14 protein-coding genes are annotated in these 12,869 nt (G+C 37.9%); 1 reads left to right on the forward strand and 13 read right to left on the reverse strand.

What is annotated here, in order from left to right:
- Window positions 1–14 precede the first annotated feature (14 nt).
- The 9 genes from fabZ to HU235_RS20975 all read right to left on the reverse strand — a co-directional run bounded on the left by fabZ (window position 15) and on the right by HU235_RS20975 (window position 7,994).
- A complete protein-coding gene (gene fabZ, locus HU235_RS20935; protein ID WP_095301556.1) occupies window positions 15–449 on the reverse strand; it encodes a 3-hydroxyacyl-ACP dehydratase FabZ in 435 nt (144 codons plus the stop codon).
- A gap of 104 nt (window positions 450–553) precedes the next feature.
- Complete coding sequence (locus HU235_RS20940) at window positions 554–835, reverse strand: DNA-directed RNA polymerase subunit beta (RefSeq protein WP_233452341.1); 282 nt, start codon at window positions 833–835, stop codon at window positions 554–556.
- Window positions 836–847: 12 nt separating this feature from the next.
- The gene (locus HU235_RS20945) at window positions 848–1,684 is read right to left on the reverse strand and encodes a flagellar hook-basal body protein (RefSeq protein ID WP_095301555.1); all 837 of its coding nucleotides are present in this window, start codon (window positions 1,682–1,684) and stop codon (window positions 848–850) included.
- A 15-nt stretch (window positions 1,685–1,699) separates the two neighbouring features.
- Window positions 1,700–2,506, reverse strand: a complete 807-nt coding sequence (locus HU235_RS20950; RefSeq protein ID WP_095301554.1) for a flagellar hook-basal body protein — start codon at window positions 2,504–2,506, stop codon at window positions 1,700–1,702.
- A gap of 203 nt (window positions 2,507–2,709) precedes the next feature.
- On the reverse strand, window positions 2,710–3,711 hold the full coding sequence (gene mreB, locus HU235_RS20955) for a rod shape-determining protein (RefSeq protein WP_095301553.1): 1,002 nt from the start codon (window positions 3,709–3,711) through the stop codon (window positions 2,710–2,712).
- 153 nt (window positions 3,712–3,864) lie between these two features.
- Window positions 3,865–4,140, reverse strand: a complete 276-nt coding sequence (gene spoIIID, locus HU235_RS20960) for a sporulation transcriptional regulator SpoIIID (RefSeq protein WP_095301552.1) — start codon at window positions 4,138–4,140, stop codon at window positions 3,865–3,867.
- Between the two features lie 401 nt (window positions 4,141–4,541).
- The gene (locus HU235_RS20965) at window positions 4,542–6,191 is read right to left on the reverse strand and encodes a sodium:solute symporter family protein (RefSeq protein ID WP_174881474.1); all 1,650 of its coding nucleotides are present in this window, start codon (window positions 6,189–6,191) and stop codon (window positions 4,542–4,544) included.
- Between the two features lie 64 nt (window positions 6,192–6,255).
- A complete protein-coding gene (locus HU235_RS20970; RefSeq protein WP_174881475.1) occupies window positions 6,256–6,558 on the reverse strand; it encodes a DUF4212 domain-containing protein in 303 nt (100 codons plus the stop codon).
- A 449-nt stretch (window positions 6,559–7,007) separates the two neighbouring features.
- Window positions 7,008–7,994, reverse strand: a complete 987-nt coding sequence (locus HU235_RS20975) for a M23 family metallopeptidase (RefSeq protein WP_174881476.1) — start codon at window positions 7,992–7,994, stop codon at window positions 7,008–7,010.
- A 140-nt stretch (window positions 7,995–8,134) separates the two neighbouring features.
- On the opposite strand from HU235_RS20975, the gene HU235_RS20980 reads away from it, so the two are divergent.
- Window positions 8,135–8,515 carry a VanZ family protein gene (locus HU235_RS20980; protein WP_095301548.1) on the forward strand — a complete coding sequence of 127 codons (381 nt, stop codon included), beginning with the start codon at window positions 8,135–8,137 and terminating at the stop codon, window positions 8,513–8,515.
- Between the two features lie 23 nt (window positions 8,516–8,538).
- Here the strand turns inward: HU235_RS20980 and spoIID are convergent, their stop codons facing one another.
- The 4 genes from spoIID to HU235_RS21000 form a co-directional block, all read right to left on the reverse strand.
- Window positions 8,539–9,546, reverse strand: coding sequence for a stage II sporulation protein D (spoIID, locus tag HU235_RS20985; RefSeq protein WP_174881481.1), 1,008 nt, complete (start codon window positions 9,544–9,546; stop codon window positions 8,539–8,541).
- A 436-nt stretch (window positions 9,547–9,982) separates the two neighbouring features.
- The gene (gene murA, locus HU235_RS20990) at window positions 9,983–11,287 is read right to left on the reverse strand and encodes a UDP-N-acetylglucosamine 1-carboxyvinyltransferase (RefSeq protein WP_095301547.1); all 1,305 of its coding nucleotides are present in this window, start codon (window positions 11,285–11,287) and stop codon (window positions 9,983–9,985) included.
- 32 nt (window positions 11,288–11,319) lie between these two features.
- Window positions 11,320–12,045, reverse strand: coding sequence for a YwmB family TATA-box binding protein (locus HU235_RS20995; protein WP_174881477.1), 726 nt, complete (start codon window positions 12,043–12,045; stop codon window positions 11,320–11,322).
- Window positions 12,046–12,313: 268 nt separating this feature from the next.
- Window positions 12,314–12,544, reverse strand: a complete 231-nt coding sequence (locus tag HU235_RS21000) for a DUF1146 family protein (protein WP_174881478.1) — start codon at window positions 12,542–12,544, stop codon at window positions 12,314–12,316.
- Window positions 12,545–12,869: the final 325 nt, after the last annotated feature.

Here is a 12,869-nt window from a genome sequence, read left to right on the forward strand (position 1 = left end):
TTGTCCTTGAATTTTTATTCTTCTTTTGCACCTAATGCGAACATCATTTCAGCTTCACAAGCAATTTCTCCATCAACAGTTGCTCTACCTGTAGCTTTGACGATTGAGCCTCTTGCACGAGTTACCTCAACCTCTAGTCTTAGCTGGTCACCTGGCTTTACTTGTCTTTTAAAACGGCAGCTGTCAATTCCTGTGAAAAATGCGATTCTGCCACGGTTTTCCTCTTTTTGTAACATTGCTACTCCTACAACCTGGGCCATTGCTTCAACAATAAGAACCCCTGGCATTACAGGATAGTCTGGGAAATGTCCGTTAAAAAATTCCTCATTCGCTGTAACATTTTTAATTCCTACTGCATGCTTTCCTTCTTCTACTTCGATAATTCGATCAACGAGTAGAAAAGGATAACGATGCGGGATAATTTCTTTAATTTGTTGAATATCTAACATATGTATTTTTCTCCTTATAATTAAATTTACATAAAGTCTTACGTATGTATACGACAAAAGGAAGGCATACACCTTCCCAATTATTAATAGTATACTCTTTTTGATTATTCTTTTTCAACTAGGTCGATGATGTGTTGCCATGTTGATTTGTCGAGTGCGTCTGAGGCCTTTCCATCGCCAATTACTGCATAGCCTACGATAACACCGACAATTGCACTAACCACCATGAAAATAAGAACAAGCAATACTCTTATCCATATTGGAATTAATCTGATACGGATCCGTTTCTTTCCCTTTTGATCCGTTCCTTCTTGTACCTTCTTGGCTTTTTTTGCTTTTTTCATTTCTTCTCGGCTAGTAACTTTCATCGTTTCCTTCGCAACCAATAGACCTAACTCCTATCTAACACCGTTTATTAACCCCATCATTTGATCACCCATTGTAATCGTCTTTGCATTCATTTGGTATGAACGCTGGGAGACCATCATATCAGTCATTTCCTTTGATAAATCGACATTTGACATTTCTAATGCACCTTGCTGCATTGATACTTCACCACGTAGGGCACCTTCAAGATATGTGAAGATTTCATCCAATTGTACATTACCTAGGTTTTCACTTAGGCTGTAACGATTATTTCCTGCTTGAACGAGCAATTGTGGACGGTCTACTTGCACAACACCTAATCCAAATACTTGTGGCAGGTCATTGTCATTATTTGGTACAGCTGTAATCGTTCCATCCTGAGAAATTTGAATTTCCTTGAAATTTTCTTCAAAAATAATTGGATTTCCGTTTTCATCAAGGACATTTCTGCCTTCAGCTGTTGTTAACTGCAAGCGATTCGTCCCATCAGCTGTTGGCGATAAATAAAGAGAACCGTCTCTTGTATATTGCGTTTCACCATCAACATCAATTTGCAGAAGCTGATTTGGTGATGTAAAGGCAATATCAAGTGAACGCCCTGTTTGCTTAAGTGTTCCTTGGCTAAATACTAAGCTGCTATTGAGCCTTGCACCAGTGCCTTGTGTAATGCCTAGCTCTGTTCCAAAGCGGCCAATTTCTGCCTCGGCATCTGTTTGATTATTGAACTGCTGTCTCACAAGCTCTGAAAAAGCTGTTTGCTCTCTTTTATAGCCTTGTGTATCGATATTTGCTAAGTTATGGCCAATTGTATCAAGCTGCTTTTGAAGCTGGCCCATTGTATTTGTTGCTGTAATCATCGAGCGTAGCATTGTTTGTTCCCCCTATTAACCTATCCGGCCAATTTCGTTTGCGGCCTTTTCCATGCTTTTATCATATGCTTGTAATACCTTTTGATTTGCTTCAAATGAACGATAAGATGTCATCATATCTGTATAAGAACGAGCAATATCAACCGTTGAACCTTCGAGATAATTTTGCTTTAAGCTATATTGAACCTCGCCGTTACCTAGTGCTGTTGGGATGTTTGTATTATCAGCTGTTCTGTACAATCCATTGCCTTCCTTTACAAGGTTGCGGACATCATCCTCAAAGCGGACATCGATTTGTGCGATAAATTCTCCCCCTGCAAAAATGTCACCATCTTCAGTAATTTGATAATCATTTGCTAGAATTTGAATCGGTTGTCCTGCTGTTGAAAGCACAGGGTTGCCACTTGATAAAAGTGTTCCATTTTCATCAAGTGTAAAATTACCATTGCGTGTATAGCGTTCTTCCCCAGCTTGATTTTCGACAGCAAAGAGGAGGAATCCCTTTCGATTTGTTTCAGGATGTATTGGAACATTTTGCTCAACAAGTGCTACATCGCTTAATAGTCCTGTTTCACGAATATCGCCTTGATTGTATTTATTATTGATTTCCTGTACGTATGCACCAGTATTGATTGAACCAACTGTAGATGGGATTGGTTGGTTATCGATTCTCTTTAGTAGCATTTCAGGAAATGCGCGGACAGAGGCTTGGTCTGCTTTATACCCAGCTGTGTTGGCATTTGCGATATTATTTGAAAGCATTTCTGTTCTTCTTTGTTGCGCCACCATACCAGCTGTAGCTGTATATAAACCTCTTAACATATATATCTCCACCTTCGTAAAATAATTCTTGCCGGACAAATTGAATTCTTTTTCGACAGAATTCCCTAATTACCATTATAAAGGAGAAGGACAGTTTTCTCATTACATTTTTTTAGGAAAAGAATGACTATTTCGTGTGAGGGATTTAAACAATTGAACATATGAAAAAAGAGTCATCTAGGAGACTCTTTTTTCGTCATATATTAGCCAAGTTTTTTGCGTGGTAATTTGTCCATGTTGTCTAGCATAATGCCTGTGCCGATCGCAACACAATCCATTGGTGCCTCTGCAACTAATACTGGTAATTTAAGCTCTTCTGCTAATAATAAATCAAGTCCGTTTAGCAGAGCGCCGCCTCCAGTTAAAATAACACCGCGATCAATAATGTCAGCTGAAAGTTCAGGTGGCGTTCTTTCAAGAACACTTTTCGCAGCTTGTACAATAACAGCAACTGATTCACGAAGTGCCTCTTCAATTTCTTTTGAATTCACTGAAATTGTGCGTGGTAAACCTGTGACCATATCTCGTCCACGTATTTCAATTTCTTCAGAACGTGCGCCTGGGAATACCGTTGCAACATTTATTTTAATGTCTTCAGCAGTACGTTCACCAATTAATAGCTTGTACTCACGTTTAATATAATTTAAGATTTCAGAGTCAAACTTATCCCCTGCCATCTTAATTGATGAGGCGGTGACAATATCGCCCATAGATAATACAGCGACATCTGTAGTTCCACCGCCTATATCAACGACCATATTTCCATAAGGTTGGAAGATGTCCATTCCCGCACCAATCGCTGCGACCTTTGGCTCTTCCTCAAGAAATACATTTTTACCGCCGCTTTTTTCTGCAGCTTCTCTAATAGCTTTTTGCTCAACAGAAGTAATATTAGTTGGGCAACAGATAAGCATACGTGGCTTCGTAAATAAACCCTTTACATCAAGCTTATTGATAAAGTGCTTGAGCATTGCCTCTGTTACTTCAAAATCCGCAATGACTCCATCTTTTAAAGGACGAATAGCAACAATATTCCCAGGAGTACGCCCTACCATGCGTCTAGCCTCTTCACCAACCGCAAGAACCTTTCCTGTGTTTTTATCTAATGCTACAACCGATGGCTCATTGAGTACAATTCCTTTCCCTTTCACGTGGATCAGCACATTAGCAGTACCTAAATCTATACCTATATCCCTTGCAAACATTCTATCTATATCCTCCTTGCAAATCTTCATTCCCAGAATATCTAACCTAATTAAATATTGTATCATAAAATGAAAAAAATAGTATGATTTTGTAAAATAATTTAGTTTGATTATGTAGGGATTTGTCGATTTACAATGAATTAGATAGTCTCATTATTTTACAGGCTCTTCTTCTAAAATTTCATCCTTCTTGTACTTAAGCTTTGTTGCCTCTCCACCACGCAAATGTCTAATTGATTTATGGTAATCAAGTATTTCCTTTACTTCATTCGCAAGATCAGGGTTTATTTCTGGTAACCTCTCCGTTAAATCTTTGTGGACAGTACTTTTGGAAACGCCAAACTCCTTCGCTATGACACGAACTGTTTTCCTTGTCTCCACGATATATTTCCCAATCTTGATTGTGCGTTCTTTGATGTAATCGTGCACACCACTCGACCTCCCTAATATGGATGTGAGAAGTGTGAAATGAGACTCGCATGCCAAGACACTTTGTCGGTTTTCTCTTAGATGAATGAATGATGCCTATGCTACTGCGATTAGAATATACACTCACGATCCCTCACCTCAAACACTCTCTTTGATAGGTTTGTAACATTTTATTAGCTTGGTTGATGGAATATGCAAGAAATGTCAGGAGGGACAAGGGTTTATTTCTTTTTTTTATATTTTCTTAGGAAATAAGCAGATGATTCCCTCGTTATTTTCATGAATATTTCCCGAGAAATTTGTCGATAAAATGGAAATATATAGGTATTTGTTGCGTATATTGGCAAATTAATCCAAGTAAAAAAAGACGACCATGTATCCATGATCGTCCAGAAGCGATGTTAATCCATCCATACATCTCCATCTTTATATGTCATTTGCTCTGGATAGCGTAAATTAATAACCTCCTCCTGTTTTTCAATTGATGGAGCTTTTGTTGATAATGAGACAAGGATATTTGTGACGATACCAGCAAAAGCTCCAAATACCCCTGCCCCGGTATCGATAATTCCCGCTATCGTAAAGCCGCCGTATTTTGAAGCAAAGATATAAATTAACGTAACTGCTAAGCCAACGATCATTCCTGAAATAACCCCTGGCGTATTTGACCGCTTCCACCATACACCGATTAGTAGCGCAGGGAAAAATGTTCCTGATGCAAGTGCAAAGGCCCATGCAACGATTTGGGTAATCGCTCCTGGAGGGTCTAGAGCGATGACACCGGCTAATAATGTCGCAATAACGATTGACCAGCGAGCGACCGCTAAACGGTTTTTCTCGCTTGCCTGAGGCTTTAAAACACGATAGTAGATATCATGTGCGAAAGAAGATGATATCGCAATCATAAGCCCTCCTGCAGTTGAGAGAGCTGCTGCCATCGCCCCTGCAGCAACTAAGCCGATTACAAACATCCCTAAATTAGCAATTTCCGGTGTTGCCATGACAACAATATCATTGGAAATAATTAATTCATTCCATTGTAAAATTCCGTCACCATTGCCATCAGCGATTTGTAGCTTTCCTGTATGAACCCATGTCTCTGTCCAGGCAGGCAGTTCAGAAAGCTTTCTTCCAGCAACATTAGTCATTAGAATAAATCGTGAAAATGCTGCATATGCAGGAGCTGATAAATATAAAAGCCCGATAAATAAAAGTGCCCAAGCTCCAGACCATCTTGCAGCCTTCATCGTTGAAACCGTATAAAAGCGAACGATAACATGGGGAAGCCCTGCAGTACCAGCCATTAAGGTAAACATCAATGCAAGAAACTGCCATTTTGTATCATTCGTAAACGGTGCGAAGTATTCCGAGATTCCTAGCTGTCTGTCTAGCTCCCCCATTTCCTCGACGATTTTTCCATAGGAGAGCCATGGTGCGGGATTGTTAGTAATTTGTAATGACATAAAAATAACCGGTATGAGATACGCGATTATGAGAATGATGTATTGAGCTACCTGTGTCCATGTAATGCCCTTCATTCCCCCAAAGGCTGCATAAAAGGCGATTAGGATGACGCCAATCATCGTACCGATTTTTACATCAATCTCAAAGAGGCGGCCGATAACGACTCCAGATCCAGATAATTGGCCGATCGAATACGTAAAGCTAATAATAATCGTACAGATAGCTGCAATGACACGAGCCAAATGACTATTATATCTGTCACCAATAAATTCAGGTACCGTGTAACGGCCATATTTCCTTAGCTGTGGCGCAAGTAAGAATGTTAATAATAAATAGCCGCCAGTCCACCCCATAATATAAGCAAGACCATCATAGCCAAGAAGCATGATCGTTCCAGCCATCCCAATGAATGATGCTGCACTCATCCAGTCAGCTCCGATTGCCATCCCATTAAAAATCGGCGGTACCCCACGGCCAGCTACATAAAAATCTGATGTTTGTTTCGCTGTATTATAAATGGCGATGCCAATATATAGTGCAAAGGTTAATAAAATAATCGTTAACGAAACGATAAATTGTGCATCCATGAAAATCCCCCTTATTGCCTGATTTTGAAAAATAATCTATCGTTACCCCTTTTATTTTTGTTTATTAATGATCAAGCGTTTTTTCTGCACCAAGCTGTTCGTTTCGTTTTTCATCAATTCCATATTTTTGATCGACGGAATCACTTACTTTTGCATTTATAAATAATAAAAGAATAAAAATGACGACGGCGCCCTGTGCTCCCATGAAGTAATGGAAAGGAAGTCCGTTTATTGAAAACCCACTTAATGGCTCAGCAAATAAAACGACTCCAAACGAGGATAAAAACCCTATAAGTAAATAAATCATAATATTGCGTGTACGCTCCTTAAAATAAGCATCAGCTTTCCTTTTATCAATTTTCTTCATTTAGCACCTCCGAGATAATGTCACATAAGGTTAAGACAAACTAAAAATAAATTTTACCGTTTCGAAAAATGGTGCTGGGACTAAAGCTATTTGTACGATGAAGTAGATTAGTAGCGATAAGATTGGTATAAGTAAAAATTGAGGCTTCCGTTTACGTATGCAGACAACTAGAGAAAAACTTGTAATGACTAGCATGATCATAAAGAAAATCAAGCTCATTTCTCCTTTCTTTTTTTGTAAGCGTTATCATTTTAGAGCAGATCTCCACCTCCAGCCTGTATTTAGGTGAGAGTTTAACAGTCTTTATTATGAAGTGGTCGTTGATGATGGTCAATAGAAAACAAGCGCCACTATTGATTTTTTGCTCGACATAATTCGAACGACTAGTTGAAATTTGTCACAAAAAAAATCGAGGTCGCTCTCTTATTGAGACAACCTCGTATTTTTTCTTATGAATTTATTGTATTATTAGATGCTTCAGGCTCGTTTGATTGCTCGCTTCCTTCTGTTTCAGTTTCTCCATTTTTAGCATCTTTATTTGCATCTGGAGTTTCTTCAGTAGACTTATCTCCTGCTTCAGCATCTTTATCTTTAGATTCTTCACTGCTTGAGTCTTCAGTTGTTGATTCTTCCTCAGTCGTTTGCTCTTCGGAAGTTTGTTCTTCTGTTGTTGATTCCTCTTCAGTCATTGGTTCCTCTGAAGTTTGCTCATCAGCTGCTGATTCTTCTGTTGTTTCTTCTTGTGCTGGTTCATTTACGGATGTTACCGGCTTATCCATAAATGTTAAAGGATTCATCGCAACGCCATTTTTGCGGATTTCAAAGTGAACATGGACACCATCTTCTTCATTGTAAAGGCTTTTACCTGCTTTACCGATTGGTTGACTTTGTTCTACCTTGTCTCCTTCCTCAACAGTTGCTGATGATAATGATTGATAAACTGTAACAACTTCATTTTCATGCTCAATTTCTACAACATAACCTAAAATTGGATCCTTTTCAGCCTTTGTTACTGTACCGCTTAGTGATGCAACAACATCGAATTCCTTTTGGTCTTCTCTTGCAAGGTCAATCCCTTTATTCATGCGGTATGAATTTTCATAATACACTAATGCTGCTTCTTGCTCCTCTGTTGACGCATTAGGGTCATAGAACTTCTTCACAACATTAACTGAATCTGGATCTAAAGCAGGCATTTTGAAGTTTTCTTTAAGTGCATTTACTTCAACTGCTTCTTGATCCCCTATTGCATTTTCTCCTTGCTTAGGAGTTTTTAAATCCTCTGCTACATCATTGCTAATATTTTGGTACCATAAAACTGCTGTAAGGATAACTGCTGCACTCATTAGGTAAATTGCCGGAAATACCCAACGCTTTCTAAAAAATTTTTGAAATTTACTATTTTGAGAAGTACGTTTCTTTTCTTCCTCTCTCATTCTTATCACCTCAGACATCATTCTGAACAGATTCGAGAGATTATATACACGTAAAAAAAATTTTTTTTAAATTTAGTTTGTGCATTGTTTATAATAATATGTATTGTTTTTAAAATTTTTTTTGGAAGGAATGTCTAAGAATGAAAAAAACGATCATCACGTTACTTCCCCTTTTATATATGGTGCTTATTTGGATCCTGTCTAGTAACCCTGCAGACGCGATAGTTAAAACTCCCTTTTCATTTGATGCTTTATTAAAGGAATCGTTGCATTTAATTGAATTTGCTATTCTCTATTGGCTTATCGCCTTCGCATTTATGGCCCATAACAAATGGAGTGAGCGCGCTAGCATCCTTGCAGCAATTATCGCTATATTGTATGGACTGACGGATGAGATCCATCAATCATTCGTTCCATCTCGTTCTGCAACTGTGATTGATTTTGTTAAAGATACGATTGGTGTTGCAGTATCGTATTGGATCGCAAAACGGAAGTATTTTACAGGAAAAGCGAAAAAATAAAAAGGAACCTGATGGCTCCTTTTTTATTTTTGGGCTGTATATTTAGTTAAAAAAGGCTCTGCTTCTGCTACCTTTGTTCCTTTGTAATAATAGGAAACGATATCTTTATATGATTTTCCCGATTCAGCCATGAAGTTTGCTCCATATTGACTCATTCCTACACCGTGACCGAATCCCTTTGTTTCGATAACGACAGAGTCACCTTTTATTTCCCAAGTGAAATCAGAGGATTTGAGCTCAAGCTTTTCTCGTATTTCTCGACCTGTAAATTCCTTACCCCCAACTTCAACCTTTGCTACACGTTTACCTGGTGTAAGCTCTTTGATTTCACCAATCGATTTGTCGATATCAACTCCAAGCTTACTTTCAAATTCTGCGATCGGGATAACCTTTTGATCATAAAATTTTGGGGATTCCTCATCCCATTTGCTTTCAACACTTCTTAAATAAGGAATCGATTCCTTCCAATATGCTTCAGAGTTTTCCGTATAGCCATTGCTTGTCGAGAAAAAGGATGCATCAATCGGCTTGTTATCATATGTAAGAATTTGGCCTTGTGTCGCTGCTACCGCCTCGGTTATTTTCTCTAGCTTCCACGTATAATCATCTCCCCAGACTTTCTGGAGTTCTTCCTTATTTTTAAATACTTGGTGCATTTGCGTGTCCGTCACAACTGAGCCTTCTGGCGCGCTTAATGTTTGCTCATTCATTAATTGCTTCGTAATATACGTTCTCGCTGCCAATGCCTGTGCCTTTAGAGCTTCTGTCTCAAATTCTGCAGGCATTTCTGACGCTACGACACCTATGACATACTCTTCTAAAGGAATGTTTTCAATTTGCTTTGATTGACTCCGATATACTGGAACTGCTACTGGAGATTCGGCTAATGTGGGAACTTCCTCTTTCTTTGTAACCGTAACCTCCTTACCTAACTTCCCTTTGGATTCATCCATAAACGGGGTTACTAATAGTGTTGGAATGAGTAGAATGATGATAAATAAGCTTCCTAGTGCAAATAGAACTGGTTTCATTTGATTCATGTATAAGCCTCCAATAAGATTTAGAGTAAGTATCACTCTCTAGTCCATCTTATGGGCTTGGACAAGCATTTATGACTGTTTGTTTGATTGTTTTGGAAAAGTTGTTTTTGTATTAAATTTTCTACATATATTAAAGTATTTTTTAAAATAAATGTATAAAATCTAACAGAAAAAGGTACTCTAGTAAAGTCTTTATTTTACAATTACAGTAAGCCTATTTCATGTCTTAATCGAGGGGCATAGTGAGGAGCTTTCTTTCTCTAGCTTCAGCTCCTTGCGCCTCTAAGTCACAAGCCTATTATGCCACTTGGCTTGTTGGGGCTAAGCAAGGAGCTTCCGCTTTTCTTTGTTTTTAGGGAAAATTAAAAGAAGCAGGATAGCCATTAAGACTCCTGCTTCTTTTATGAAGGCATTATAATGTTTTTAATTAATCTGAGACAGCAGCTTGCTGTTGGTCAGAAGTTTCGACGATTTCTTCTTTCACTCGTTCGATGTCAGCACCGATGCTCGCAAGTTTTTTATGGAAGTCTACATAGCCTCTATCAAGATGCTTAAGTTCCGTAACTCTTGTATGACCTTCTGCACATAAACCTGCAAGTATGAGGGCTGCACCAGCACGTAAATCAGTCGCTGCAACTTCTGCACCTTGTAAACCAACAGGTCCATTAATGATGACAGAGCGTCCTTCGATTTTAATATCTCCATTCATGCGTCTGAATTCTTCAACATGCATAAAGCGATTTTCGAAAACTGTTTCTGTGATCATACTAGTACCATTTGCTTGTAGCAACAATGCCATCATTTGTGATTGCATATCTGTTGGAAAGCCTGGGTGTGGCATCGTTTTAATATCAACGGATTTTAAAGTTTCTGGTCCAATTACACGCAGACCATCCTTCTCTTCAATAATCGTAACACCCATCTCTTCCATTTTCGCCACAAGTGATGTTAAATGTTCTGGCACTGCTCCTTGTACTAATACATTTCCACCAGTAATAGCAGCAGCAACCATAAACGTACCAGCTTCAATGCGATCAGGAATAATCGTATGATATGCCCCTTTTAGCTTTGAAACTCCTTCGATTCGAATTGTTCCAGTACCAGCACCACGGATTTTTCCGCCCATTGCATTAATATAATTAGCAAGGTCAACAATCTCTGGTTCTTTCGCTACGTTTTCAATAACGGAAGTTCCTTCTGCTAAAGCAGCCGCCATAATAATGTTTTCTGTTGCACCAACACTTGGGAAGTCTAAATAAATTTTAGCGCCTTTTAATCTTCCCTTTACTTCAGCGTCAATAAAGCCATTTCCGACTTTAATTGTAGCGCCCATTGCTTCAAAGCCTTTAAGATGTTGATCGATTGGACGTGAACCAATTGCACAGCCACCTGGTAATGCAACACGTGCACGACCCTTTCTAGCCAATAGTGCTCCCATGACTAAAACAGAGGCACGCATTTTTCTTACATATTCAAATGGTGCTTCAGTTGATAGCTCTTTTGATGCATCTACAATAACTTGATTATTTTCAAAATGGACATCTGCACCTAAATGACGCAGAACTTCGTTAATTGTATACACATCGGAGAGCGTAGGTACATCATTGATGATACTTTTTTCTTCACTAGCTAACAAAGATGCAGCGATGACAGGTAAAACGGCATTTTTTGCTCCCTCTACTTTTACAGTACCGTTTAACTTACGACCGCCGCGGACGATGATTTTTTCCAAAGTATTCCCCTCCGCGTCCCAATTTCTCTATATTAATATTCAGACGTAATGATTGGTGTTCCTATAACGACCGTAGTACTATCGCCCAATCCGTCAGTTCTCAATGCAAGTTGCAAGTTCATTTCATCGTTAGTTGTTGGAATAAAATCTTCCCATAATGCTGTTTTGGCTGATACTGAGAGAAAATTCTCCTCTTGAAGCTTCTCTACAGAATGAGCTTTAAACTGTTTTAAAAATTTATTAGCATTGTTATTCAAACTAACTTCAATCATATCATCAAATGTTCCATTGATACAAGCGAAAATTGTGGGATTTTCATGAAAAATGTCGAATGCATTTTCCTTAAAGTCTTGTTCAATTTCGTCCCAGTTTGATTGCACACCTACACCTTTAACCTCATAAAGGATATACGTTTGCTCCATTTCATTTTTGAGGGTTGTTATTAATTGAAGTTTTTCAAGCTTTTTTTCTTTTTTATTGTCAAATACACCGATCGCTTTAATCTTTTCTTCATCTTGCTCATACGTCCAATTATAATGACGATATTGCTCTGTAAATAGTTTCATTTCTTCTATCGTTTTTTTCTCGACATTCTTCTTTGCATATAAAGTCCAATCGTCGATTTGAACGCTTTGCTCTTGCATAGCTTCTGCAAGTATAGATAATTTTGATTCGTTTTCAGCTACTCCTCTATTCGTCACCAAAGTGAATACAAGCATCATTGTAAATATAATAACTGCTATTTCTCTTTTTTTCATAACGGTCACTTCCTCTCCTTAATAACATTGTTACCGGATTAGGAAATGACATACGTGGAAATAGTCGTCATTATTAGACAGAATCCTTTGTCTATGTAGCCAAGTACCTGGACATAAGACCTATAAACAGCTTTTATCAAGACGATGCTCTCCATTTAAGAAGGAATAGTGCAGATAATTTCTTTTATAGCAATGACTCCTTGTCGTTTAACCTTTGTTACTATAAAGCGGCGTTAGCCACATTTAACCAAGAAGAACATCGCTCATTTTAAAATAAAAAAGGGAGTTGTTGAGACCATAACAAATAATCAAGAAAAAAATTACTAACAATTGATCCTATAGCAATCGTCAAAAGTATTAATAATGTTCTTGCTTGTATTACTTTGCCCGGTTTTATCCATTTTTCAATATTCAATGCCTGTAAAGCCCACCAGGTGATAATCATAAAGGCAAGACTTACAACCATACTAATAAGAGCCATATGGCTATAATCGGGCATCCCTTCATCCCTCCAATAATGATGATTAATCTGATCCATTTGGATGGAATTAATCCCTGTCAATTATGCATGTTTGAATCAAATTCAACAAAGCAAATTACATCATACAATATTTTTCTAAAAATACAAGCATAATTTGACCTACTGGGTAAAACTTCATTTTTGTGGATTATTTTACTTTTTACATAAATCAAATAATCCTAAGTTTTTCAAGCTTCTATAATACGAAGAATTTGTATAAGAACCTTTTTACACTTGGTATATACCCTTGAATAGTATATATAAAATTTCTTTTAACATGATTGATTTTTAAATTTATCAAAAA

Origin of the sequence: Metabacillus niabensis, from assembly GCF_902829255.1 — a bacterium.
GTDB lineage: Bacteria > Bacillota > Bacilli > Bacillales > Bacillaceae > Metabacillus > Metabacillus niabensis.

Bases quoted from the DNA above. Each gene is read 5' to 3' on its own strand.
- fabZ (WP_095301556.1), bottom strand. From the start codon at position 449: ATGTTAGATATTCAACAAATTAAAGAAATTATCCCGCATCGTTATCCT.
- HU235_RS20945 (WP_095301555.1), bottom strand. From the start codon at position 1,684: ATGCTACGCTCGATGATTACAGCAACAAATACAATGGGCCAGCTTCAA.
- HU235_RS20950 (WP_095301554.1), bottom strand. From the start codon at position 2,506: ATGTTAAGAGGTTTATATACAGCTACAGCTGGTATGGTGGCGCAACAA.
- mreB (WP_095301553.1), bottom strand. From the start codon at position 3,711: ATGTTTGCAAGGGATATAGGTATAGATTTAGGTACTGCTAATGTGCTG.
- HU235_RS20965 (WP_174881474.1), bottom strand. From the start codon at position 6,191: ATGGATGCACAATTTATCGTTTCGTTAACGATTATTTTATTAACCTTT.
- HU235_RS20970 (WP_174881475.1), bottom strand. From the start codon at position 6,558: ATGAAGAAAATTGATAAAAGGAAAGCTGATGCTTATTTTAAGGAGCGT.
- HU235_RS20975 (WP_174881476.1), bottom strand. From the start codon at position 7,994: ATGAGAGAGGAAGAAAAGAAACGTACTTCTCAAAATAGTAAATTTCAA.
- HU235_RS20980 (WP_095301548.1), top strand. From the start codon at position 8,135: ATGAAAAAAACGATCATCACGTTACTTCCCCTTTTATATATGGTGCTT.
- spoIID (WP_174881481.1), bottom strand. From the start codon at position 9,546: ATGAAACCAGTTCTATTTGCACTAGGAAGCTTATTTATCATCATTCTA.
- HU235_RS20995 (WP_174881477.1), bottom strand. From the start codon at position 12,045: ATGAAAAAAAGAGAAATAGCAGTTATTATATTTACAATGATGCTTGTA.
- HU235_RS21000 (WP_174881478.1), bottom strand. From the start codon at position 12,544: ATGCCCGATTATAGCCATATGGCTCTTATTAGTATGGTTGTAAGTCTT.